This window comes from Salmonella sp. SAL04196 (assembly GCF_046550835.1).
GTDB classification, from domain to species: Bacteria; Pseudomonadota; Gammaproteobacteria; order Enterobacterales; family Enterobacteriaceae; genus Salmonella; species Salmonella enterica.
The window spans coordinates 271,879-294,452 of record NZ_JBGDXE010000001.1; the positions used below are offsets into that span (position 1 = coordinate 271,879).

The 22,574-nt window shown below is 50.5% G+C and carries 24 protein-coding genes and 3 tRNA genes; 20 read left to right on the top strand and 7 right to left on the bottom strand.

Going from position 1 to position 22,574, the window contains the following annotated elements:
- Window positions 1-33: 33 nt before the first annotated feature.
- From amyA to fliD, 4 genes are all read right to left on the bottom strand, one after another.
- Entirely contained in the window at window positions 34-1,518 is a 1,485-nt protein-coding gene (amyA, locus tag ACLJPE_RS01360; protein ID WP_023231003.1) for an alpha-amylase, read from the bottom strand.
- Between the two features lie 71 nt (window positions 1,519-1,589).
- A complete protein-coding gene (gene fliT, locus ACLJPE_RS01365) occupies window positions 1,590-1,958 on the bottom strand; it encodes a flagella biosynthesis regulatory protein FliT (protein WP_000204899.1) in 369 nt (122 codons plus the stop codon).
- Window positions 1,958-2,365: a flagellar export chaperone FliS gene (fliS, locus tag ACLJPE_RS01370; protein WP_000287764.1), complete on the bottom strand. Its 408-nt coding sequence runs from the start codon at window positions 2,363-2,365 to the stop codon at window positions 1,958-1,960. Before fliS ends, fliT begins: the two co-directional genes overlap by 1 nt.
- Before the next feature lie 14 nt (window positions 2,366-2,379).
- Window positions 2,380-3,783, bottom strand: coding sequence for a flagellar filament capping protein FliD (gene fliD / locus ACLJPE_RS01375; RefSeq protein WP_000146806.1), 1,404 nt, complete (start codon window positions 3,781-3,783; stop codon window positions 2,380-2,382).
- A gap of 256 nt (window positions 3,784-4,039) precedes the next feature.
- Between fliD and ACLJPE_RS01380 the strand changes: the two genes are divergently transcribed.
- The 9 genes from ACLJPE_RS01380 (at window position 4,040) to sdiA (ending at window position 12,832) form a co-directional block, all read left to right on the top strand.
- Window positions 4,040-5,542 (top strand): FliC/FljB family flagellin, encoded by a 1,503-nt coding sequence (locus ACLJPE_RS01380; protein WP_023212507.1) that lies wholly within the window; start codon window positions 4,040-4,042, stop codon window positions 5,540-5,542.
- 78 nt (window positions 5,543-5,620) lie between these two features.
- Complete coding sequence (gene fliB, locus ACLJPE_RS01385) at window positions 5,621-6,826, top strand: flagellin lysine-N-methylase (protein ID WP_023231002.1); 1,206 nt, start codon at window positions 5,621-5,623, stop codon at window positions 6,824-6,826.
- Window positions 6,827-7,022: 196 nt separating this feature from the next.
- Window positions 7,023-7,742 (top strand): RNA polymerase sigma factor FliA, encoded by a 720-nt coding sequence (locus tag ACLJPE_RS01390; RefSeq protein WP_001087453.1) that lies wholly within the window; start codon window positions 7,023-7,025, stop codon window positions 7,740-7,742.
- Between the two features lie 58 nt (window positions 7,743-7,800).
- Window positions 7,801-8,352: a flagella biosynthesis regulatory protein FliZ gene (fliZ, locus tag ACLJPE_RS01395; protein ID WP_000218082.1), complete on the top strand. Its 552-nt coding sequence runs from the start codon at window positions 7,801-7,803 to the stop codon at window positions 8,350-8,352.
- 146 nt (window positions 8,353-8,498) lie between these two features.
- Window positions 8,499-9,299 (top strand): cystine ABC transporter substrate-binding protein, encoded by an 801-nt coding sequence (gene tcyJ, locus ACLJPE_RS01400; protein WP_000761634.1) that lies wholly within the window; start codon window positions 8,499-8,501, stop codon window positions 9,297-9,299.
- A 153-nt stretch (window positions 9,300-9,452) separates the two neighbouring features.
- Complete coding sequence (gene dcyD / locus ACLJPE_RS01405; protein WP_001128187.1) at window positions 9,453-10,439, top strand: D-cysteine desulfhydrase; 987 nt, start codon at window positions 9,453-9,455, stop codon at window positions 10,437-10,439.
- 20 nt (window positions 10,440-10,459) lie between these two features.
- Window positions 10,460-11,128, top strand: coding sequence for a cystine ABC transporter permease (gene tcyL, locus ACLJPE_RS01410; protein ID WP_001158238.1), 669 nt, complete (start codon window positions 10,460-10,462; stop codon window positions 11,126-11,128).
- Complete coding sequence (gene tcyN / locus ACLJPE_RS01415; RefSeq protein WP_001273038.1) at window positions 11,125-11,877, top strand: L-cystine ABC transporter ATP-binding protein TcyN; 753 nt, start codon at window positions 11,125-11,127, stop codon at window positions 11,875-11,877. Before tcyL ends, tcyN begins: the two co-directional genes overlap by 4 nt.
- A gap of 232 nt (window positions 11,878-12,109) precedes the next feature.
- Window positions 12,110-12,832 (top strand): transcriptional regulator SdiA, encoded by a 723-nt coding sequence (gene sdiA / locus ACLJPE_RS01420; RefSeq protein WP_001157165.1) that lies wholly within the window; start codon window positions 12,110-12,112, stop codon window positions 12,830-12,832.
- Window positions 12,833-12,898: 66 nt separating this feature from the next.
- Here the strand turns inward: sdiA and ACLJPE_RS01425 are convergent, their stop codons facing one another.
- Window positions 12,899-13,123: a DUF2594 family protein gene (locus ACLJPE_RS01425; protein ID WP_000106483.1), complete on the bottom strand. Its 225-nt coding sequence runs from the start codon at window positions 13,121-13,123 to the stop codon at window positions 12,899-12,901.
- Window positions 13,120-13,275, bottom strand: coding sequence for a hypothetical protein (locus tag ACLJPE_RS01430; protein ID WP_000546183.1), 156 nt, complete (start codon window positions 13,273-13,275; stop codon window positions 13,120-13,122). The genes ACLJPE_RS01425 and ACLJPE_RS01430 overlap by 4 nt, the downstream gene beginning before the upstream one ends.
- 311 nt (window positions 13,276-13,586) lie before the next feature.
- On the opposite strand from ACLJPE_RS01430, the gene uvrY reads away from it, so the two are divergent.
- The 10 genes from uvrY (at window position 13,587) to ACLJPE_RS01480 (ending at window position 20,804) form a co-directional block, all read left to right on the top strand.
- The gene (gene uvrY, locus ACLJPE_RS01435) at window positions 13,587-14,243 is read left to right on the top strand and encodes a UvrY/SirA/GacA family response regulator transcription factor (protein WP_000611323.1); all 657 of its coding nucleotides are present in this window, start codon (window positions 13,587-13,589) and stop codon (window positions 14,241-14,243) included.
- A complete protein-coding gene (uvrC, locus tag ACLJPE_RS01440; protein ID WP_001289475.1) occupies window positions 14,240-16,072 on the top strand; it encodes an excinuclease ABC subunit UvrC in 1,833 nt (610 codons plus the stop codon). Before uvrY ends, uvrC begins: the two co-directional genes overlap by 4 nt.
- Window positions 16,073-16,128: 56 nt before the next feature.
- The gene (pgsA, locus tag ACLJPE_RS01445) at window positions 16,129-16,677 is read left to right on the top strand and encodes a CDP-diacylglycerol--glycerol-3-phosphate 3-phosphatidyltransferase (protein WP_001160192.1); all 549 of its coding nucleotides are present in this window, start codon (window positions 16,129-16,131) and stop codon (window positions 16,675-16,677) included.
- A 151-nt stretch (window positions 16,678-16,828) separates the two neighbouring features.
- A tRNA-Gly gene (locus tag ACLJPE_RS01450) sits at window positions 16,829-16,904 on the top strand.
- A 51-nt stretch (window positions 16,905-16,955) separates the two neighbouring features.
- Window positions 16,956-17,029 (top strand) — tRNA-Cys (locus tag ACLJPE_RS01455).
- 11 nt (window positions 17,030-17,040) lie between these two features.
- Window positions 17,041-17,127: transfer RNA gene (locus tag ACLJPE_RS01460), tRNA-Leu, on the top strand.
- Window positions 17,128-17,375: 248 nt separating this feature from the next.
- Window positions 17,376-17,708, top strand: coding sequence for a hypothetical protein (locus ACLJPE_RS01465; protein ID WP_001659711.1), 333 nt, complete (start codon window positions 17,376-17,378; stop codon window positions 17,706-17,708).
- A 213-nt stretch (window positions 17,709-17,921) separates the two neighbouring features.
- Window positions 17,922-19,361, top strand: a complete 1,440-nt coding sequence (locus ACLJPE_RS01470) for an SH3 domain-containing C40 family peptidase (RefSeq protein ID WP_077917719.1) — start codon at window positions 17,922-17,924, stop codon at window positions 19,359-19,361.
- A 212-nt stretch (window positions 19,362-19,573) separates the two neighbouring features.
- Window positions 19,574-19,900: a glucose-6-phosphate dehydrogenase gene (locus ACLJPE_RS01475; protein ID WP_000240837.1), complete on the top strand. Its 327-nt coding sequence runs from the start codon at window positions 19,574-19,576 to the stop codon at window positions 19,898-19,900.
- A gap of 238 nt (window positions 19,901-20,138) precedes the next feature.
- Complete coding sequence (locus ACLJPE_RS01480; protein WP_000781521.1) at window positions 20,139-20,804, top strand: YecA family protein; 666 nt, start codon at window positions 20,139-20,141, stop codon at window positions 20,802-20,804.
- 74 nt (window positions 20,805-20,878) lie between these two features.
- Here the strand turns inward: ACLJPE_RS01480 and tyrP are convergent, their stop codons facing one another.
- Complete coding sequence (tyrP, locus tag ACLJPE_RS01485; protein ID WP_023230407.1) at window positions 20,879-22,096, bottom strand: tyrosine transporter TyrP; 1,218 nt, start codon at window positions 22,094-22,096, stop codon at window positions 20,879-20,881.
- Between the two features lie 226 nt (window positions 22,097-22,322).
- Here tyrP and ACLJPE_RS01490 point away from each other — a divergent pair, with 226 nt between their 5' ends.
- Window positions 22,323-22,562, top strand: coding sequence for a YecH family metal-binding protein (locus ACLJPE_RS01490; RefSeq protein WP_000377238.1), 240 nt, complete (start codon window positions 22,323-22,325; stop codon window positions 22,560-22,562).
- Window positions 22,563-22,574: the final 12 nt, after the last annotated feature.

Here is a 22,574-nt window from a genome sequence, read left to right on the forward strand (position 1 = left end):
TTCCCGGCAGCGCTCTGCCGCCGGGAACGCTCATCACACGTCCTCAATGACCCACACGCTGACGCTGCCTGCGTTGCAGAAGAACGTCGCTTCGCCTTGATCATTAGTTACAACATGCTCACTGCGGTTTCCCAGAAAATCACGCCAGGTCTTGTTAGCGTAATTGTCGCCGAGCAGGAGGGTTTTTTCACCGTCGTCGCCATTGGAAAGTACAACCACACAGCCCGAATTCTCTTCAGTACCGCTGCGACTAAAGGCGATACAGTTAGGATGATCGAAAAAGAGAGTTTGTATACCGTGCGCAAAACGCTGACGAGCGAGGATCAGCCGATCCAGTTGGTTAATCACCGGCATGTCGACCCGACAGGTCTCGCCATTTTCGCCGCTATCCTCATAGCTGGCGCCGTATAAATCGGGATAAAACACCGACGGCACGCCGTTTTCACGCAGCAGGATCAGCGCATAGGCCAATGGTTTGAACCAGGGTTCTACTGGCGCTTCCAGCGCCTGTAACGGTTGTGTATCGTGGTTAGCGACCAGCGTCACCGCATGAAAAGGGTCGGCTTCTACCAGCGTGCCGGTGAAAATGTGGCGCATGTCATACTCCGCGCCCTGGCGCGAGGCCTCGTGAAATTTCATTTGCAACGGCGCGTCGAACAGCATGGTTTTCCCGTCGACCTGATCGATGTACGTTTGCAGTTTATCCACTTCATGCGACCAGTATTCTGCGACAATAAACAGCGGTTTTGGTGCAACCGCCTGTACATGCTCAATCCATTCTTTATAAAACCAGGCGGGTATATGTTTTACCGCGTCCAGGCGAAAGCCGTCACAGTGGGTTTGTTCCATGACCCAACGAGCCCAATATTTAATCTCTTCCGTAACCGCGTGATTGCGAAAATCGATATTTTCCCCCATCAGATAGTCAAAATTACCCATCTCATCATCAACCTGATCGTTCCAGCCATCGCCGGTATAGTCATTGACGATCTTAAAAATGCCGTCTTCGTCGGGATTCTCGATGTGATCAATGCCGCTGAAACAGTGATAGTCCCAAATAAAGTTGGAATACTGGCCCGCGCGGGCAGGGAAGGTGTAGCGCGTCCAGCCTTCGCATTCAATGATGTTGTCATCGATTTGCGTGCGGTCATCCTGATTCACGCGCTGAACGCGAATACGTTCTTTTTCGTCTGCCCCCATTTTGTGATTCACGACGACGTCGAGCAGCACCGCAATACTATTTTTTTTGAGCGCGTCTATCGCCGTCAGTAACTGGCGTTTATCGCCGTACTTTGTCGCGATAGTTCCTTTTTGGTCAAATTCGCCGAGGTCAAACAGGTCGTAGGTATCATAGCCTACGGAATAGCCGCCGGAGGCGCCTTTACAGGCAGGCGGTAGCCAGACCATATTGATACCGATATCATTCAGCCCATCAGCACGTTCCGCCAGCTCAGACCAGAGTTTACCGCCGTCGGGATAATACCAGTGGAAGTACTGCAATAACGTGGGGTTTTTCATCTTCCGTGCTCCAGAAGTCGTTTAGCCGACCTCTGGAGTATGGAAGAATTTTCATACGAGACGGGAAAATATTATGAGGCGCCAGGCGCGTCTGGCACGAGTAACATACCGGAAAGACGGCCATAAGCGTTGTTGAGTGATTTTTGGCGGGTGGATTGTCCGATCAAACTACTGAGTTCATCCAGTCGCTGTTGCAGCAGCCCTTTCAGGAGCTGTTCATTATCCAGCGTTTGTTTGATGTATCCGGCGACCATATCCTGAATACTTCGCGTAATGCCCGGTGGAGTTTGCTTTTCCATCACCGTTTCAATACTTTGCAGATAGGAGACCTCTTGTTGCAGTAAGAGATCCCATTCACCTCGCTGCGCAAGTTCAAGCAGCGATTGACTGAGCAGCGCAATACGCTGCCAACGGTTGATAAACTCCACGGTTGAGGTCATTAACGAGACTCCTGGAAAGATGCTTTCGGTGAAATCTGTTTCCAGGCTTCTGCAATATTGCTGAGTAACCCTTCCACTTCTTCGATGGCCTGAGCGTCGTTACGCAAATTAGCCTGCAGTAAACGGCGAATCATATAGTCGTATAGCTCGGAAAGATTCGTCGCAATCTCACCGCCTTTTTCCTGATCGAGGCCGGCTTTCAGACCGTTATCGATAATATTAATGGCTTTGCTTAACGCTTCACCTTTCGCGACAACATCGCCTTGTTCTAAAAACAGGCGAGCGCGCACCAGAGCGCTATTCGCGCCATCAAACAACATTTCAATCAACTGATGCGGGCTGGCGCTCATCACGGCGCTTTCCACGCTGACTTGCGCATAAGCTTTGATACCGCTCGCGGTGTACATGGTGACCTCTGTTATCAGGACTTGTTCATAGCTGTAAATTGCTGGGTCAAATAACTACTGGTGTTATTCAGTTTACTCATCATGGTATCCAGTTGGGTAAACTGGGCCTTGTAACGGGCAACGGTTTCATCGATGCTGTTGCTAACGGACAGGTACTGTTTTGTCAGGCTTTTCAGCGTGGCGTTAACGTTGTCCTGCGCATTATCAATAATGCCGTCATCCGCCAGATAACTTTTCACTTCGGTGGCAATTTTGGTGGTGATACCTGTTTCTTTACCATCGCCTACCAGCAGCTCACGCGCTGCGGCTGTGTTATCTTTCAGTACCTTGGTCAGCTTATCATCATCAATCTTCAGTTTGCCGGAAGTCCCATCCTGGGTGATGCCAATTTCCGCCATTGTTTTGAACGCAGAATTACTGCCGCTATTGGCGAATTGTGCCCGAATCCCGGTCTGGATAGTACGAACCACACTATCGCCTAACAGCGCGCCGTTTTTATCGCTGGCTTCTTCGCCCGGCTCAACGGCGGTATATTTGGTTAACGAGCTAAAGGTATCCACCAGCGAGTTATAGGCATCCACCCAGGATTTAATCGCCTCTTTCGCCTTGGTATCATCTTTCGTTACCGTCACGGTCGCGTCGGTCACTTTCTTGGTCAGGGTGAGTGTAATTCCCTGAGGGGCGTCGGTTACGGTATTGCTCTGACGCTCAATGTCGATGCCGTTTACGTTCAGCTTCGCGTTTTCTGCTTTCACCAGCTCTTGCATATTGCCGGTATTGGTGGTGCTGTCATAAGCGAGTAGATCGTTAAGTTTTGTATCGCCTTCCACCGTGATCTTCATCGTATTGTCAGTACCGCTATTGGCGGTAAGCACCAACTGGAATTCGTTCTCTTTGACCTTAACGATACTGGCGGCGATACCGCTGTCGGCGTCATTGATGGCGTCACGGATCGCCTCCATGGAGGTGTCGCCTTTATCCAGCTTAATTTCCAGCGGCTCTTTACGTCCCGGCTGTTCAATTTTAATTGTCCGGGACGTGACCGACGTATCGCCCAACTGCTCTTTGGTGGTCGCGAAGGTGGTTTTTGTCGCCAGCGACTGTGCGGCGGCAAGCTGGGTTACGCTAATCTTATAAGTCCCTGCGGCAGCGCCAGCGGTAGTACTGACTTTGAGATCCTCCGTCGTGCTGGACGCCACGGTAGACTTAAATAAATCCGCTTTATTTAACGCGGTATTTGCTGTCTGGAATTTTTCTAATGCGCTTTTCAATGTGCCATAGGCGGTTAGCTTTGCCGAATTCGCGCTCTGCTGTTTGGTAATTGGCGTTAAGCGTCCTTTTTCGTTCTTTGTCAGGTCTGTCAACAACTGGTCTAACGGTAAGTTTGATCCCACACCTAATGATGAAATTGAAGCCATGCCTTCTTCCTTTTTGATTGCAAACAGTAGTTAAGCGCGTTATCGGCAATCTGGAGGCAAAGTTTAATGATAATTTTGCAAAAATAATGCGCGGAATAATGATGCATAAAGCGGCTATTTCGCCGCCTAAGAAAAAGATCGGGGGAAGTGAAAAATTTTCTAAAGTTCGAAATTCAGGTGCCGATACAAGGGTTACGGTGAGAAACCGTGGGCAACAGCCCAATAACATCAAGTTGTAATTGATAAGGAAAAGATCATGGCACAAGTCATTAATACAAACAGCCTGTCGCTGTTGACCCAGAATAACCTGAACAAATCCCAGTCTGCTCTGGGCACCGCTATCGAGCGTCTGTCTTCCGGTCTGCGTATCAACAGCGCGAAAGACGATGCGGCAGGTCAGGCGATTGCTAACCGTTTCACCGCGAACATCAAAGGTCTGACTCAGGCTTCCCGTAACGCTAACGACGGTATTTCTATTGCGCAGACCACTGAAGGCGCGCTGAACGAAATCAACAACAACCTGCAGCGTGTGCGTGAACTGGCGGTTCAGTCTGCTAACAGCACCAACTCCCAGTCTGACCTCGACTCCATCCAGGCTGAAATCACCCAGCGCCTGAACGAAATCGACCGTGTATCCGGCCAGACTCAGTTCAACGGCGTGAAAGTCCTGGCGCAGGACAACACCCTGACCATCCAGGTTGGTGCCAACGACGGTGAAACTATCGATATCGATCTGAAGCAGATCAACTCTCAGACCCTGGGTCTGGATACGCTGAATGTGCAGAAAAAATATGATGTGAAGAGCGAAGCAGTTAAAAGCGGCGGTGGGGCAACACTCAATACCACTGGTCTTAATGATGCAGCTCTTAAAACGGGTGTTGGTGGTGCAACAAACGGTACTGCTGCAATTAAGGATGGTAAAGTCTTCTTCGATGCAACTGATAATAAATATTTTATTGAAGTAGAAGGTTTAACCGCTGGCGACGCTACTAAAAATGGTGTTTATGAAGTTAGTGTTGCAGATGATGGCACTGTTACAATGCCGACAACCACGAAAGTGACAGGAGGCATGCCAGCCACGGCGACGGCAGTAACCGAAACGCAGCCAAAACCTGTAGCTCTCAGTACAGCAGTTAAAGATCAGTTGACCGACAGTGGTATTAGTGCTGCTGATGCTGCAAAAGGCCAATTAGTTACGATGTCTTATACGGATAAAAACGGTAAGACTATTGATGGCGGTTTCGGTGTTAAAGTTGGGGCTAATATTTATGCTGCAACAAAAAATAAAGATGGATCGTTCAGCATTAACACCACTGAATATACCGATAAAGGCGGCAACACTAAAACTGCACTGAACCAACTGGGTGGCGCAGACGGTAAAACTGAAGTCGTTTCTATCGACGGTAAAACCTATAATGCCAGCAAAGCTGCTGGTCACAACTTCAAAGCACAGCCAGAGCTGGCTGAAGCGGCTGCTACAACCACCGAAAACCCGCTGGCTAAAATTGATGCCGCGCTGGCGCAGGTTGATGCGCTGCGTTCTGACCTGGGTGCGGTACAGAACCGTTTCAACTCCGCTATCACCAACCTGGGCAATACCGTAAATAACCTGTCTTCTGCCCGTAGCCGTATCGAAGATTCCGACTACGCGACCGAAGTTTCCAACATGTCTCGCGCGCAGATCCTGCAGCAGGCCGGTACCTCCGTTCTGGCGCAGGCGAACCAGGTTCCGCAAAACGTCCTCTCTTTACTGCGTTAATCCGGCGATTGATTCACCGACACGTGGTACACAATCAAGGCAGCGAAAGCTGCCTTTTTTAATTCCGGAGCCTGTGTAATGAAAGAAATCACCGTCACTGAACCTGCCTTTGTCACCCGCTTTTCCTGTTCTGGCTCGGCCTGCCGCGACCACTGTTGTAAGGGCTGGAAAATCACGCTGGATAAGACGACGGTTAAAAAGTATCTCGCCAGTAAAGACGCGACGATTCGTACCATCGCGCAAGATAATATTATTCTGCTGAAAAAGAACAACAGCCACTGGGGCGAAATTAAGCTGCCTTCGGCGCTGGGGAATTGTCCCTATCTGGATGAGGACCGTCTGTGCCGGGTACAAAAAACGTTAGGCGCAAAGGCATTAAGTCATACCTGTTCCTCTTTCCCGCGGGCGCACCATACCTATAAAAATGAGGTACGTAACTCCCTGAGTCTTGCCTGCCCGGAGGTGACGTCCCGCATTTTAAACGATCCTGACGCGATGGCGCTCGGCGAAAAAACTATCATTCAGCAGACATTCAATACTGCGCCGTTATTCCCAGCGCAGCAAAAGTTACTCAATCTGTTTTGCCTGAGTCTGATCAACCATGCCAACAGCAGTACGGAAGCCGCGCTCTATGCGTTGATTAAATTTGTCATGTATACGCAGAAATTTGCCAAAATAGATGATGCCGCGCTGGGCGAACTGGAACAGGTGTATGCCGCGTTACTTGAACAGTTGCAGACCGGCGTGCTGGCGCAGGAGTTAATGAATATCGCGCCGGACAGCAAGGTAAAAACCTCGCTGGTATTGCAGATGCAGGACTATTTCCGCTCGCTCCCGCTTAGTCGTGGCAGTGTTATCCTCGATCACTATATCCAGTGCCTTCTGCGGGTGCTGACGGCGGAAGAGGGCGTCTCAATGGAGCAGAAGGTTAGCGATATTGAGTCCTCATTAGCGCGCTGTTTACAGGCGGATGAGCAGCAGAAGAACTGGGCCTTCAGAAATTTAATTCTCTATAAAATTTGGGAAAATAATTTCCCCAACCAGCCGAATGTCGACCCGTTACGCGCGCTGTATATTATCGTGGCGGAATATGCGTTTATTAAGCTATTAACGGCAGCCAGCGTGCATGAGCGCGGGCGGCTTGAGTGGGATGACGTTACTAATATTGTGTATAGCTTTCACTCCCGCAGCCAGCATAACAGCGAGGTGGCGGCGAATTTTCATCGCCATATAGAAACGGTGCGTACTGGCGACGATCTGTCGATGATTCATCTTCTGACATAGTTTTGTTCGGGGTGGGCTTTTGCGCATCCCGTTTATCCTATCTGGCTGATTTTATTCTGCTCTTTTAGCCGCTAAAAAGGCGCTACAGGTTACATAAGTGAAATAACCCTTCTTTTATAGCCTTATTCCTTCGATAGAACCCTCTGTAGAAACGGATAATCATGCCGATAACTCATTTAACGCAGGGCTGTTTATCGTGAATTCACTGTATACCGCTGAAGGTGTAATGGATAAACACTCGCTGTGGCAGCGTTATGTACCGCTGGTGCGTCACGAAGCATTGCGCCTGCAGGTGCGATTGCCGGCGAGCGTGGAACTGGACGATCTGCTACAAGCGGGCGGCATCGGGTTATTAAATGCGGTCGACCGATATGACGCTTTGCAAGGAACGGCATTTACCACTTACGCAGTGCAGCGTATTCGTGGGGCGATGCTGGATGAATTACGCAGCCGCGATTGGGTGCCGCGTAGCGTCCGGCGTAATGCCCGCGAAGTGGCGCAGGCGATGGGACAACTGGAGCAGGAACTGGGGCGTAATGCGACGGAAACCGAAGTGGCGGAACGTCTTGGCATCCCTGTTGCGGAGTATCGTCAGATGTTGCTCGATACCAACAACAGCCAACTTTTCTCTTACGATGAGTGGCGGGAAGAGCATGGCGATAGCATCGAACTGGTGACTGAAGAACATCAACAGGAAAACCCGTTACATCAACTGCTGGAGGGCGACCTGCGACAGCGGGTAATGGATGCGATTGAATCGCTGCCGGAACGCGAGCAACTGGTGTTAACGCTGTATTACCAGGAAGAGCTCAATCTCAAAGAGATTGGCGCGGTACTGGAAGTCGGCGAATCGCGGGTCAGCCAGTTGCATAGTCAGGCCATCAAACGATTACGCACCAAACTGGGTAAGTTATAGGTCGCGCATGGTCGCACCCGAAAAGTGCCGCACAACGTATAGACTACCAGGAGTTCTCATGACGGTGCAGCAACCTAAAAGGCGGCCCTTGAGCCGCTATCTTAAAGACTTTAAACACAGCCAGACGCATTGCGCGCATTGTCACAAATTGCTTGACCGCATTACGCTGGTTCGCCGTGGCAAGATCGTTAATAAAATCGCTATTTCACAGCTGGATATGCTACTTGACGACGCTGCCTGGCAGCGGGAGCAGAAGGAGTGGGTGGCGCTGTGTCGCTTTTGCGGCGATTTGCACTGCAAAAAGCAGAGTGATTTTTTCGATATTATCGGTTTCAAGCAGTATTTGTTTGAACAAACCGAGATGAGCCATGGCACGGTGCGGGAATATGTCGTGCGTTTACGACGTCTTGGCAATTACCTCAGCGAGCAAAACATTTCCCACGATCTGCTGCAGGACGGTTTTCTCGATGAAAGCCTGGCGCCATGGTTGCCGCAAACCAGCACCAATAATTACCGTATCGCACTACGTAAATACCAGCAATATAAAGCGCATCAGCAGATTGCGCCCAGACAGAAATCCCCCTTTACCGCCAGTTCTGATATATATTAAAAAAGCATAAGATGTAGCAGAGTCGTGTTGGTGAAACGTGGCAAACCTTCTACATTAGGCTGAGTCCCCCAAAGGTTCGCGAGACGTGACGATGCGCCATGGCGGGACACAGTCTATGGTCATTAACGGCAATATTCGGGGTTACTATGAAATTAGCACTGCTGGGACGTCAGGCACTGATGGGAGTAATGGCTGTAGCGCTGGTGGCGGGAATGAGCGCGAAGAGCTTTGCCGATGAGGGTTTGCTGAACAAAGTTAAAGAACGCGGCACGCTGCTGGTAGGGCTGGAAGGTACCTATCCGCCGTTTAGTTTTCAGGGCGAAGACGGCAAATTAACCGGTTTTGAAGTCGATTTCGCCGAGGCGTTGGCAAAACACCTGGGCGTTAAAGCGTCGTTGAAGCCGACCAAATGGGACGGAATACTGGCGTCGCTGGACGCTAAACGCATTGATGTGGTGATAAACCAGGTCACGATTTCAGACGTCCGCAAGAAAAAGTATGATTTCTCTACGCCTTACACTGTCTCCGGCGTTCAGGCGCTGGTGAAAAAAGGCAATGAAGGCACGATCAAAACGGCGGCCGATCTGCAGGGCAAAAAAGTTGGCGTTGGGCTGGGGACTAACTATGAAGAGTGGCTACGTCAACATGTTCAGGGTGTGGATATCCGTACTTATGACGATGATCCTACAAAATACCAGGATCTGCGCGTAGGCCGTATTGACGCGATTTTAGTCGATCGTCTGGCGGCGCTGGATCTGGTGAAAAAAACCAAAGGTACGCTGGCTGTCACCGGTGATGCGTTTTCGCGTCAGGAGTCCGGCGTTGCGTTACGTAAAGGCAACGAAGACTTGCTGAAGGCGGTAGATAACGCCATTGCGGAAATGCAAAAAGATGGCACCTTAAAAGCGCTCTCTGAAAAATGGTTTGGCGCTGACGTGACCCAATAATGCTCTACGTTGCCCGGCAGGCAGAGCGCCGCCGGGCAATATCAACCTCATACTATGTCAGCAAACGGAGGCGCGTGAATCGGCGCCTTTTTTATTTCCGTTAGATCAACGTGCATAATAAAAAGAACACACCACAACGTTACCGGAGGCTCAATGCCACTACATCACTTAACGCGCTTCCCTCGCCTGGAGCTTATCGGCGCGCCGACCCCGCTCGAATACCTGCCGCGATTGTCTGATTATCTTGGCCGTGAGATTTACATTAAGCGCGATGACGTTACGCCCATTGCAATGGGCGGCAATAAACTGCGCAAGCTGGAGTTTCTGGTGGCCGACGCGCTGCGAGAAGGGGCGGATACGCTGATAACCGCAGGGGCGATTCAGTCGAACCATGTCCGTCAGACGGCGGCGGTCGCGGCCAAATTGGGGCTGCATTGCGTCGCTTTGCTGGAAAATCCAATCGGTACCACCGCGGAAAATTACCTGACGAATGGTAATCGCCTGTTACTGGATTTATTTAATACACAAATTGAGATGTGCGATGCGCTAACCGATCCGGATGCGCAGCTGCAAACGCTGGCGACGCGCATTGAAGCGCAAGGGTTCAGGCCCTATGTGATTCCGGTCGGCGGCTCCAGCGCGCTGGGCGCAATGGGATACGTAGAGAGCGCCCTGGAAATCGCCCAGCAGTGTGAAGAGGTCGTCGGGCTCTCTTCGGTAGTGGTGGCCTCCGGCAGCGCCGGAACGCACGCCGGGTTAGCTGTCGGGCTGGAACATCTGATGCCGGATGTCGAACTAATTGGCGTGACCGTTTCACGTGCTGTCGCCGAGCAGAAACCCAAAGTAATTGCCTTGCAGCAGGCTATTGCCGGTCAGCTGGCGCTGACGGCGACGGCGGATATTCATTTATGGGATGACTATTTTGCCCCGGGGTACGGCGTGCCAAATGACGCGGGGATGGAGGCGGTGAAACTGCTGGCGAGCCTGGAGGGGGTGCTGCTGGATCCGGTATATACCGGCAAAGCGATGGCGGGTCTGATAGACGGCATCAGCCAGAAACGCTTTAACGATGACGGGCCGATTCTCTTTATTCACACCGGTGGGGCGCCTGCGCTGTTTGCCTACCATCCTCATGTATAACCTCCAGGTAATCAACGCGAATGCAAGAAAGTATCCAACTGGTTATTGAATCGCTGCCGTATTTGCTTAAAGGCGCCGTCTTTACCCTGCAACTGAGTATTGGCGGTATGTTTTTTGGTCTGCTGCTGGGATTTGTGCTGGCGCTGATGCGGATGTCTCCGCTATGGCCGGTTCGCTGGCTGGCGCGCTTTTATATCTCGATTTTTCGCGGTACGCCGCTTATCGCCCAGTTATTTATGATCTATTACGGCCTGCCGCAATTTGGGATTGAGCTGGACCCTATCCCGGCGGCGATGATTGGTTTATCGCTCAATACCGCGGCTTACACGTCCGAGACGCTGCGCGCGGCGATCTCGGCTATCGACAAGGGACAATGGGAAGCGGCGGCGAGCATTGGCATGACGCCGTGGCAAACGCTACGTCGCGCTATTTTGCCGCAGGCGGCTCGCGTCGCGCTTCCGCCGTTGAGCAACAGCTTTATCAGCCTGGTGAAAGATACGTCGCTCGCCGCGACGATTCAGGTGCCGGAGTTGTTCCGCCAGGCGCAGTTAATTACCTCGCGAACGCTGGAGGTGTTTACCATGTATCTGGCCGCGTCGTTAATCTACTGGGTAATGGCGACCGTCTTATCGGCACTGCAAAACTATTTTGAAAACCAGCTTAACCGCCAGGAGAGAGAGCCAAAATGAGTGCGATCGAAGTCACCAACCTGGTCAAAAAATTTCATGGTCAAACGGTGCTGCACGGTATCGACCTTGAGGTGAAGCCCGGAGAAGTCGTCGCCATTATCGGCCCGAGCGGCTCAGGGAAGACAACGTTATTACGCTGCATTAACCTGCTGGAACAACCGGAAGCGGGCACCATTAAAGTAGGCGATATTATCATCGATACCGCCCGCCCATTCAGCCAGCAAAAAGGGTTGATTCGCCAGCTACGTCAGCATGTCGGCTTTGTCTTTCAGAGTTTTAACCTGTTCCCGCATCGTACCGTGCTGGAAAATATCATTGAAGGTCCGGTGATTGTAAAGGGAGAGCCGAAAGCCGAGGCGACGGCGCTGGCGCGGGAACTGTTAGCCAAAGTCGGGTTGGCTGGTAAAGAGACCCGTTATCCGCGCCGCCTGTCGGGCGGGCAACAGCAGCGCGTGGCGATTGCACGCGCGCTGGCGATGCGCCCGGAAGTGATTCTGTTTGATGAGCCGACGTCGGCGCTTGATCCTGAATTAGTCGGCGAGGTGCTTAATACGATTCGCCAGCTGGCGCAGGAAAAGCGCACGATGGTGATCGTCACTCACGAAATGAGCTTTGCGCGTGACGTGGCTGATCGGGCAATATTTATGGATCAGGGGCAAATCGTTGAGCAGGGGCCGGCGAAAACCTTGTTCGCCGATCCTCAGCATCCGCGTACCCGCCAGTTCCTTGAGAAATTTTTAGTGAAATAATACCTTTTCAACGCTCGCCCGAATTAGCCGCGCCTCGGGCGAGCGCAATGAATAATTATGAAGTCATTCTGCCAGATTATTAACCTCGCTCTCAGGCGGAAGCCAAAAAACTGTAATGCCGCTCAAGTATTCTACGATTCGTCCGATATTTCTTATATATAAACACTATTTATGTGTTAATTTAAGTCATTCATAATAATGATTATCAATATCAAAGGCGTGACCATAAAATATGCAGGAAAATGATTTCTTCACCTGGCGACGCGCAATGTTGTTACGCTTTCAGGAGATGGCGGCAGCAGAGGATGTTTATACTGAATTGCAATATCAGACACAGCGGCTGGAATTTGATTATTATGCCCTGTGTGTTCGTCATCCCGTTCCCTTTACCCGGCCTAAAATATCGCTTCGTACCACTTATCCTCCGGCGTGGGTAACGCATTATCAGTCCGAAAACTATTTTGCGATCGATCCGGTATTAAAGCCGGAAAATTTCAGGCAGGGTCATTTACATTGGGATGACATGCTATTTCATGAAGCGCAGGCGATGTGGGATGCCGCCCAGCGTTTCGGATTACGCAGAGGCGTAACCCAGTGTGTGATGTTGCCGAACCGGGCGCTGGGCTTTTTATCTTTCTCCCGAAGCAGTTTACGCTGCTCCTCGTTTACCTACGATGAAGTGGAGCTGAGGTTGCAACTGCTGGCGCGGGAGAGTCTTTCGGCGCTGACAAGATTTGAAGACGACATGGTGATGGCGCCTGAGATGCGTTTCAGTAAACGTGAGAAAGAGATTCTGAAGTGGACGGCGGAAGGGAAGACCTCATCGGAGATCGCCATTATTCTGTCGATTTCTGAAAATACCGTTAACTTCCATCAGAAAAACATGCAGAAGAAATTCAATGCGCCAAATAAAACACAGATTGCCTGCTACGCTGCGGCGACAGGTCTGATATGACGTGCTGACGATGCTTCGCGCCAGACGCGAAACCGGCTGAAAGCGATGCTAACAGCCGGTTTTTTACTACTGGCGGTAAGCTTGTTTAATTTGCTTAACCGTACTGGAAAATACCGCCGCTTGTGCTTCATCATCCATCTGCGCGATCTGTTTTTCCATTTTAAGAATCACGCGCCCTGCATCGGCCTGGCCCATCGCCTGCAGCATCAGCGTTAACATGGCTTTCAGGCAGTTGACTTCAGTAGCCAGTTCTTGATTATTCTCAGCGGTGGAAAAATCAGGCGTACTCATTTATTTTCCTCGTTATGTTTCAGTGAAAATGTGCGATAGCAGATGTTAAGGCGGCGGAGTATACCATAAGCTACGCTAAAAATAGCAGTGGTTGTTTTTTGATCAAAAAGGGGAAGGTTTACCCACAAAATAAACGTTGCCGCGTGATGCATATATTTTCTTCATTCTTTGTTTATTACGCGTATTTCACTCGTTAATTATTGTTACAAAGTTGATTCTCTAATTAGTGTTTAGACAGCGGAACGTGAAATTTTTGTCACCATTATGAAATAGCAGCGCGGGACAGCGCCGCCAGAAGGGGCTACAACGTTGGCAGTTGCCACATGACGTACAACATAATTTCCAAAAACGAGAGCAAAATCGAATACCCGGTGTTTTTTTACGTTTCAAAGTTGAGATAAAACCAGCTAATATAAGGACGATTAACTATCAGTAGCGTTATCCCTATTCTGGAGATATTCCTTTGATCAACGTTCTTCTTGTTGATGACCACGAACTGGTGCGCGCAGGGATACGACGCATTCTTGAAGATATAAAGGGCATTAAAGTTGTCGGTGAAGCGTGCTGCGGAGAGGATGCGGTAAAATGGTGCCGTACTAACGCCGTTGACGTCGTGCTGATGGATATGAACATGCCCGGTATTGGCGGCCTTGAGGCAACGCGTAAAATTGCCCGATCGACAGCGGATATCAAAGTGATCATGCTGACCGTCCATACGGAGAACCCGTTGCCCGCCAAAGTGATGCAGGCTGGCGCAGCTGGCTATCTCAGCAAAGGCGCTGCGCCTCAGGAGGTGGTGAGCGCTATTCGTTCGGTGTATTCCGGACAACGTTATATCGCCTCCGATATCGCTCAGCAGATGGCGCTCAGTCAGATCGAGCCTGCAAAAACGGAAACGCCGTTCGCCAGTTTGTCTGAACGCGAGTTGCAGATTATGCTGATGATCACCAAGGGTCAGAAGGTCAATGAGATTTCAGAACAGCTGAATCTCAGTCCTAAAACGGTGAACAGCTATCGCTATCGTATGTTCAGTAAATTAAACATTCATGGTGATGTTGAGCTGACTCACCTGGCAATCCGCCATGGCCTGTGTAATGCGGAGACGTTAACAAGCCAGTGAGTGAAATATTTGACGCAAAGGCGTTTTTGAAAACCGTTACCAGCCAACCCGGTGTCTATCGTATGTATGACGCCGGCGGTACGGTTATCTATGTTGGTAAAGCAAAAGACCTGAAAAAGCGTCTTTCCAGCTACTTTCGCAGCAACCTGGCTTCGCGTAAAACCGAAGCGCTAGTTGCGCAAATTCAACACATTGATGTCACGGTAACGCATACCGAAACGGAAGCGCTGCTGCTTGAGCATAATTACATCAAGTTGTATCAACCGCGTTACAACGTGTTGTTGCGTGATGATAAATCCTATCCTTTTATTTTTCTGAGCGGCGATACCCATCCGCGTCTGGCGATGCACCGTGGCGCTAAACATGCGAAAGGCGAGTACTTCGGCCCATTTCCTAACGGCTATGCCGTGCGGGAAACGCTGGCGCTGTTACAGAAAATTTTCCCTATCCGCCAGTGCGAAAACAGCGTGTATCGCAACCGCTCGCGTCCTTGCCTGCAATACCAGATTGGTCGCTGCTTAGGCCCCTGCGTTGCAGGACTGGTCAGCGAGGAGGAGTACACGCAACAGGTGGAGTATGTCCGGTTGTTTTTGTCCGGCAAGGACGACCAGGTCTTAACACAGCTGATTGCCCGGATGGAAAAGGCCAGCCAGGATTTGGCATTTGAAGAGGCGGCGCGTATTCGCGATCAGATCCAGGCGGTACGCCGGGTCACGGAGAGACAGTTTGTCTCCAATGCGGGCGACGATCTCGACGTTATCGGCGTGGCTTTCGATGCGGGTATGGCCTGTGTGCATGTGCTGTTTATTCGCCAGGGTAAGGTGCTGGGCAGCCGCAGCTATTTTCCAAAAGTGCCTGGCGGTACGGAACTGGGCGAAGTGGTGGAAACCTTTGTCGGGCAGTTTTACCTGCAGGGTAGCCAGATGCGCACGCTACCGGGCGAGATACTGCTCGATTTTAATCTGAGTGATAAAACGCTGCTCGCCGACTCGTTGTCGGAGCTTGCCGGACGGCGTATTCATGTCCAGACAAAACCGCGCGGCGATCGCGCCCGTTATCTCAAGCTGGCGCGGACCAACGCGGCAACGGCCTTAATTACAAAACTTTCGCAGCAGTCCACCATCACGCAGCGTTTGACTGCGCTGGCGGCGGTATTAAAACTTCCTGCTATCAAGCGGATGGAGTGTTTTGACATCAGCCATACCATGGGGGAGCAAACGGTCGCATCCTGTGTGGTATTTGACGCTAACGGGCCGTTACGCGCCGAGTATCGTCGTTATAATATCGCGGGCATCACGCCGGGTGATGACTACGCGGCGATGAATCAGGTGCTACGTCGGCGTTATGGCAAGGCCATAGAAGAAAGTAAGATTCCGGACGTTATTCTGATCGACGGCGGAAAAGGGCAGCTCGCCCAGGCGAAAGCCGTTTTCGCTGAGCTGGATGTCCCCTGGGATAAGCATCGCCCTTTGTTGCTCGGCGTCGCCAAAGGCGCAGACAGAAAGGCCGGTCTGGAAACACTCTTTTTTGAACCGGAAGGAGAGGGGTTTAGCCTGCCGCCGGACTCGCCGGCGCTGCATGTTATTCAGCATATTCGCGATGAGTCGCACGATCACGCGATCGGCGGACACCGTAAAAAACGCGCAAAGGTTAAAAATACCAGTACGCTGGAAACTATTGAAGGCGTTGGGCCTAAACGTCGCCAGATGCTGCTGAAATATATGGGCGGTTTGCAAGGACTACGTAACGCCAGCGTAGAAGAAATTGCAAAAGTGCCGGGTATTTCGCAAGGTCTGGCAGAAAAGATCTTCTGGTCGTTGAAACATTGAGGCCACTGTAGCAACATAGGGGTAATTTCACTGACAACAGATAGTTACCCGTCACTATGCAATTTAATATCCCTACGTTGCTCACGCTGTTTCGCGTCATCCTGATTCCATTCTTTGTCGTGGTGTTTTATTTGCCGTTCGCCTGGGCGCCGATGGTCAGCGCGCTGATTTTCTGTATTGCCGCTATTACCGACTGGTTTGACGGCTTTCTGGCGCGACGCTGGAACCAGAGTACGCGTTTCGGCGCTTTCCTCGACCCCGTCGCCGACAAGGTGCTGGTGGCGATCGCCATGGTGCTGGTCACCGAGCATTATCATAGCTGGTGGGTGACGTTACCTGCGGCGACGATGATAGCCCGCGAAATTATTATCTCTGCTCTGCGTGAATGGATGGCTGAGCTGGGCAAACGCAGTAGTGTAGCGGTCTCCTGGATCGGTAAAGTCAAAACTACCGCGCAGATGGTGGCGCTGGCGTGGCTCTTGTGGCGTCCGAATATCTGGGTAGAGTATGCCGGGATCGCGCTTTTCTTTGTTGCAGCGGTGCTAACATTGTGGTCCATGTTGCAATATTTGAGCGCTGCACGCGGAGATTTGCTTGATCAGTGATCGTTTCGCCGCAAATTTCAGCAAACGATCGTGAGTGACGAAAAATATCGTTGACTCAGTGCGTCAGGTAAGTAGAATGCAACGCATCGAACGGCAGCACTGATTGCCAGACGATAACAAAATCAAGTGATTAACAAAGTTGCTTGATACTGCGGGAATAGCTCAGTTGGTAGAGCACGACCTTGCCAAGGTCGGGGTCGCGAGTTCGAGTCTCGTTTCCCGCTCCAGTTTAAAAGCATTGGCGTAAAGCGGATGCTGGCTGAAAAGCAAAAAAATTTGGCGCGTTAACAAAGCGGTTATGTAGCGGATTGCAAATCCGTCTAGTCCGGTTCGACTCCGGAACGCGCCTCCAATTTTTCCCGAGCCCGGATGGTGGAATCGGTAGACACAAGGGATTTAAAATCCCTCGGCGTTCGCGCTGTGCGGGTTCAAGTCCCGCTCCGGGTACCATGGGAAAGACAAGAATAATCAAAGCAATAAGCAGTGTCGTGAAACCACCTACGGGTGGTTTTTTTGTGTCTTCAATTTGTATGCCGACCGCGAGCGTGAACTTTCCAGCGCGATATACAGTAAAAACATCGGTAGCGGCATTTCTGCCAGTACAGCAGTTATGTGCTACCGACCCGCAAGAACTTATGGCTGGTAAATACTAAACGTCGGGTAAATCAGCCGATAAAATCCATTAATCTCTATAAAAAATGCTGATATGTTTTATGCCTGCTTTATTAAAGAGAGTAGGTCTGCCAGTGAAATATACCGATAATGCAAAATTATTTATTAGCTTCATTAATATTGGGATTGTAGGTTGCGCTTTTTTACTTTTTTTTATTTTGTATGAGCCTGAGAGTGCAATCGTAACCTACTCTCTTTCCGGTGAGCTTTCCTCTTCGACATGTGATGCGCGTAATTTTATTGGCTACGTCGATGAAAACGACTTTGCAGAGTATATAAAAAAAGTAGAACTGACGCGCTACAGTATGTATTGTCTGAAAAAAACAGGGGCGGGTCAGTGGAGTATTTATGCAAATTAAACGAGTATATAACTGTTCAGGGGTGTTTTCTGCACAATTTAATTAAAGGTAGATAGCGAACTAATATTCATCATAAGGTAATGTGATCCGCTTCATGCTTTAATCACGTTTTGCAATATTGTCTTAATAACAGGTCAACTACAGATAATTTCGGGTTTTCGTGAATGGCGGTTTTGGTCAGTCTCTATATTATGCTTTCCCCGCTTTACGGAGATGATGATGCAAAAGAAAACCTGGGCCGTTTTATTGATACCATTGTGCCTCACCGCTTGCCACCAGACGACCTACCGATCAACAGCCAAAGATGAAATTCTCACAGGGAGCTATATTGACCCGACAAAAACACGCTTTCCGTTAGCGGATTATTCACAGTCGGTTGATAAATGGATACCTCCGGACTCGGCTGATTACACTATTCCGGTTATTGATAGTGCTACCCAACAACGCTACTTTAACGCACTAAAATCTCATTATTTCGGAATGGACAGTGAAGCGCACTCGCCGTGGAATGATTTTTATATTACCGCATTGCTGAAAAAAAACGCAGCACAGGCCCGGGATGCCAGTATTAAGCAGTTTCTTAGCGACGGCAGTGCTTATTGGGGGGAAAACTTCAGACTTTATACCTCTCGCTGGAAAGAGGAGGTTAGAGGGAATACGGATACGCAGATTGACAATATCTATCATGCCTCCCGGCGAGGAATTATGGTCAGAGAAAGTTTAGTCAGAGCGCTGCCAACGGACGACCCGCTCTTTAACGATCCCCGTCAGGCGGGCGAGGGGTATCCGTTTGATAATTTACAAATGTCTTCGCTGCGTCCCGGTACGCCGGTCTATACGCTGACGAAGAGCAAAGACCAACGCTGGCAATATGTCGTTTCACCAGCGGTAACTGGCTGGGTTCATAGTGAAGATATTGCCAGTGCGGATCAGAAATTTATAACACAGTGGGTTTTGCTTGCTCATAAGCAACTGGGGGCATTTATCAACGCGCCGGTTTCTGTCCATGCCGCAGGCGTCTATTATTTCACCGGGCGACCGGGCACTATTTTACCGTTCCGACATCAACGGGCGGGCCAGTTCCTGATTGCGGCGCCAGTTCGCGATAGCAATGGTCGTGCGTTTATCCATTGGGTCTGGCTAAGCGGTAACGAGTTTACGGCTATGCCGTGGAAAATGACGCCGGAAAATATCGCCGTGCTAATGAAAGCAATGCACGGCGCCCCCTACGGTTGGGGAAATTTTAACTTTTATAATGATTGTTCAGCCGAAGTCCGCAGCCTGTTAATGCCGTTTGGCATATTCCTGCCCAGACATTCATCCGCGCAGGTAGAGTCTGCTGGACGGGTGGTCGATCTTAGTCATAAAAATCCCCAAATGCGGATCGATTATCTCACCAGATACGGAAAACCGTTTACTACGTTGGTCTATATTCCAGGGCATATTATGCTGTATATCGGTAACACAACCATGAATGGGCAGGTCGTGCCGATGACTTATCAGAATATCTGGGGATTGCGCCCAAACCATGCTAATAGCCGGAGCATTATCGGTGAGGCGGTATTTTTGCCGTTACTGCGTTTTTATCCTGAAAATCCTGAGCTGATATCGCTGGCTGGTAAGGTTCTGTTTAAGCTTGGTTATATAGAATAGGTTGACAAACTGTGTTATCGCGGAAGACATGATTAAGGCAACCGTGCGCGTGGATATAAAGAGAGTATCCCTGTAAACTGTGTCTGAAAAAAGTATGCGCTATAGTGCGGGCTGTTTATTTGAAATACTATCTGGAGCTGATTCTGGATGTGATTATGTGCCTCACACATTGAAGTGAGAGTTATTGTTGGCGGTATCTGGCTGGAGGCTGGGTGGTAAAAAGACGTAATTTATTGCATTTTAATAACGGTGCCCGGTCAGAGCGCGATCTTGGGGATCTGGTCACTAAAGTTTTTGAGAAAGCGGCGAAAAAAGAACCGCAACCGCTATACACATTTAGCCTGCCGTTGCTGAGTGTGCAGGATGAGATCCGTGTTTACTGTAAGAAAAAAAATATCAAAATAGGGTACGATACGCTGTTTATGGAAATAACCTTTTCTGCTGACAGAGAAGCGGTAGACGAACTCATTAAACACTTTTTTACTGAAAATAAGCTCTATTTGAGAGGGCGGTTTTATCTGTCCGCGGCGGTGGTATAAGTTAGCATGAGTATAATATAGCGAGAAACCCATCTCTCGCTTTTGTGTGGGGCGAGCGTTTCCTGGCGGAAAATCTGCGCCCTGATCCTCCTTTTGTGCGTTAACTTCCGGAATCCTCCTCATTTCGTGTTAATCTGGCCCCTGATGGTTGCCATCCAAACTGCCTGCAAAAAAATTATTTTTATCCGCTGCAATGTAAGAGGCCTACAGGCGGAAGTCATCACTGAGGAAAAGCGTTATGAAAATGGAACCATTAAACGAGAACGAGCTGGAATGGCTGGATGATGTGCTGACGAAATACAATACCGATCAGGCCATTTTGGATGTCGCGGAGCTGGACGGTCTGATTACTGCGGTACTAAGTTCTCCGCGTCCCATCGAGCCGGAACAGTGGCTGGTCGCGATATGGGGGGGACCCGCGTACGTACCGCGCTGGACATCTGAAAAAGAAATGACGCGATTTATGGATCTGGTGTTCCAGCACATGGCGGACACAGCCGCCCGGCTTGAAGACTATCCAGAACAGTTCGAGCCGCTGTTTGGCCTGCGAGAAGTTGATGGCCATGAATTAACGATTGTTGAAGAATGGTGCTTTGGTTACATGCGCGGAGTGTCGCTGTCCGACTGGTCTGACTTGCCGGATACGCTAAAACCGGCGCTGGAAGCGATTGCCTTACACGGCACTGAAGAAAACTTTGCGCTGTTGGATAAAATGAGCCCGGAAGCGTTCGATAAAAGCGTTGACGCTATCCGTATCGCGGCGCTTGAGCTTCATGCCTGGTGGATGGCGCATCCGCACACGACGCCGCTACAGATGCCGATAAAAGCAGAGGTGAAAGTGGGGCGTAACGATCCTTGTCCATGCGGGAGCGGCAAAAAATTTAAGCAGTGCTGCCTGCATTAATGGCTCGTAAACGGCCATAGCGTGATGATTATCGAGCCTGGACGGCGTCCGGGCCCGGTAATCTTTGCCTGGCATTAACCTGGATCGGGCAGGAACCCCAGTGCGATCGAAAACTGGACGCCAATCACGACAATGCCGCAGATAAACACCAGCGCCAGCGCTGGCGTGCCGCCTGCCACACGATATCCCGCCTGAGGGATCTGGATCTGTTTACGGCATTGCCAGACCAGCATGGCAGGGATGAGCAGTGCCAGCACTGCCAGCGCTACGCCGGCATAGCCTAATGCCATCACAAATCCGCGTGGGTAGAAAAGCGCAAACGCCAGCGGCGGCAGAAAGGTAATCAGCCCGGTTTGCAGGCGTCCGGACACCGTACTGCGGCGCTGGAATAGATCGGCCAGGTAATCAAATAATCCTAGCGCTACGCCCAGAAAAGAGGTCGCCAGCGCCAGATCGGCGAACAGGTGGACCGCCAGTTCGACATGTGGCGAAGCGACCACTTCTCTGAGTGCCTGCAGCAGGCCATTTAACCCGGCATGGCTGGCCAGTAGCCCTCTGAATGTCGGCGAGTCGATACTTCCCAACGTGGCGAGCTGCCAAAAAATATAGGCCACTAACGGAATGGCACTACCCGTCATAAAGACCCAACGCAGCCGGCGAATGTTGCCGTTCATATAACTCACAATACTCGGTACGCTTCCGTGAAAACCAAACGAGGTGAAAATGACCGGTATGGCGGATAACGCCAGCCCCTGCTGTAAAGGAAGCGTAAGAAGATTTACTTTATGAATATGTGGCGTGAGCAACGCAAGCATGATGACCAGAAAAATGATCTTTGCGCTAAACAGGAAGCGGTTAAAAAGGTCGACCAGCGAGGTGCCCACACACACCACCCCACCGGCAACAAAGGTGAACAGCAGCACCCCGGCAGCGGGCGAGAGCGTGGCGCCAAGCCAGTTATTAATACTGGATGCCAGTAATTCTCCGGCTCCGGAAATGTAGGCGGCGGTGAGCGCATACATTAAGAACATCATACTGAATCCCGTAAGCCACTGTCCGTAACGTCCAAGATAGCGTTTTGCCAACGAGCCCAGCCCGGTATCTGCCGGAACGTGTTGATATACCTCAAGTAATAGTAGCGCGGTATAACACATCAGCGCCCACAGGCCAATCAACAATCCCAGCGTGACGCTGAAACCAACGCCAGCCGCTGCCAGCGGCATTGCCAGCATCCCGGCGCCGATAGTGGTGCCTGCCACGATAAAAATACTGCCCAGAGTTCTGTTTTTCACGCTTTCTACTACCCCGGTAACAAAGAACGGTGATATCCGCGGCGCAGGGTAAGGCATTACGCTATTTTCGTCAAATGGTCGTTACAATGGGTGTACTGTAAAATTTACAGTTCCGGGCATAAAAGCGAATATGGGAAGAGACGCGGACAACCGCCGCAAACCTGCGCTAGCGCAAAGTCGCTCGCACACGGACACATTAGGCTACGAGTTTTATTCAGGAGGGGTTATGGATTCCATTCACGGTCACGAAGTACTCAATATGATGATTGAGTCTGGCGAGCAGTACACGCATACCTCGCTGGAGGCGGCAATAAAAGCGCGCTTTGGCGAGCGGGCACGATTTCACACCTGTTCAGCGTCAGATATGACGGCGGCGGAACTGGTCGCGTTTCTGGCGGCGAAAGGAAAGTTTATTGCCGTGGAGGACGGTTTTTCAACGCATGAGAGTAAAATCTGCCGCCACTAATACGCCACGGTG

Coding starts and splice junctions, on each gene's coding strand:
- amyA (WP_023231003.1), bottom strand. CDS start 1,518: ATGAAAAACCCCACGTTATTGCAGTACTTCCACTGGTATTATCCCGAC.
- ACLJPE_RS01425 (WP_000106483.1), bottom strand. CDS start 13,123: ATGAGTACGCCTGATTTTTCCACCGCTGAGAATAATCAAGAACTGGCT.
- fliB (WP_023231002.1), top strand. CDS start 5,621: ATGAAAGAAATCACCGTCACTGAACCTGCCTTTGTCACCCGCTTTTCC.
- ACLJPE_RS01470 (WP_077917719.1), top strand. CDS start 17,922: ATGATGATGCAAAAGAAAACCTGGGCCGTTTTATTGATACCATTGTGC.
- ACLJPE_RS01465 (WP_001659711.1), top strand. CDS start 17,376: ATGCTGATATGTTTTATGCCTGCTTTATTAAAGAGAGTAGGTCTGCCA.
- ACLJPE_RS01480 (WP_000781521.1), top strand. CDS start 20,139: ATGAAAATGGAACCATTAAACGAGAACGAGCTGGAATGGCTGGATGAT.
- tcyJ (WP_000761634.1), top strand. CDS start 8,499: ATGAAATTAGCACTGCTGGGACGTCAGGCACTGATGGGAGTAATGGCT.
- tcyL (WP_001158238.1), top strand. CDS start 10,460: ATGCAAGAAAGTATCCAACTGGTTATTGAATCGCTGCCGTATTTGCTT.
- fliD (WP_000146806.1), bottom strand. CDS start 3,783: ATGGCTTCAATTTCATCATTAGGTGTGGGATCAAACTTACCGTTAGAC.
- fliS (WP_000287764.1), bottom strand. CDS start 2,365: ATGTACACCGCGAGCGGTATCAAAGCTTATGCGCAAGTCAGCGTGGAA.
- tcyN (WP_001273038.1), top strand. CDS start 11,125: ATGAGTGCGATCGAAGTCACCAACCTGGTCAAAAAATTTCATGGTCAA.
- dcyD (WP_001128187.1), top strand. CDS start 9,453: ATGCCACTACATCACTTAACGCGCTTCCCTCGCCTGGAGCTTATCGGC.
- ACLJPE_RS01430 (WP_000546183.1), bottom strand. CDS start 13,275: ATGCATCACGCGGCAACGTTTATTTTGTGGGTAAACCTTCCCCTTTTT.
- sdiA (WP_001157165.1), top strand. CDS start 12,110: ATGCAGGAAAATGATTTCTTCACCTGGCGACGCGCAATGTTGTTACGC.
- ACLJPE_RS01490 (WP_000377238.1), top strand. CDS start 22,323: ATGGATTCCATTCACGGTCACGAAGTACTCAATATGATGATTGAGTCT.
- fliZ (WP_000218082.1), top strand. CDS start 7,801: ATGACGGTGCAGCAACCTAAAAGGCGGCCCTTGAGCCGCTATCTTAAA.
- pgsA (WP_001160192.1), top strand. CDS start 16,129: ATGCAATTTAATATCCCTACGTTGCTCACGCTGTTTCGCGTCATCCTG.
- ACLJPE_RS01380 (WP_023212507.1), top strand. CDS start 4,040: ATGGCACAAGTCATTAATACAAACAGCCTGTCGCTGTTGACCCAGAAT.
- fliT (WP_000204899.1), bottom strand. CDS start 1,958: ATGACCTCAACCGTGGAGTTTATCAACCGTTGGCAGCGTATTGCGCTG.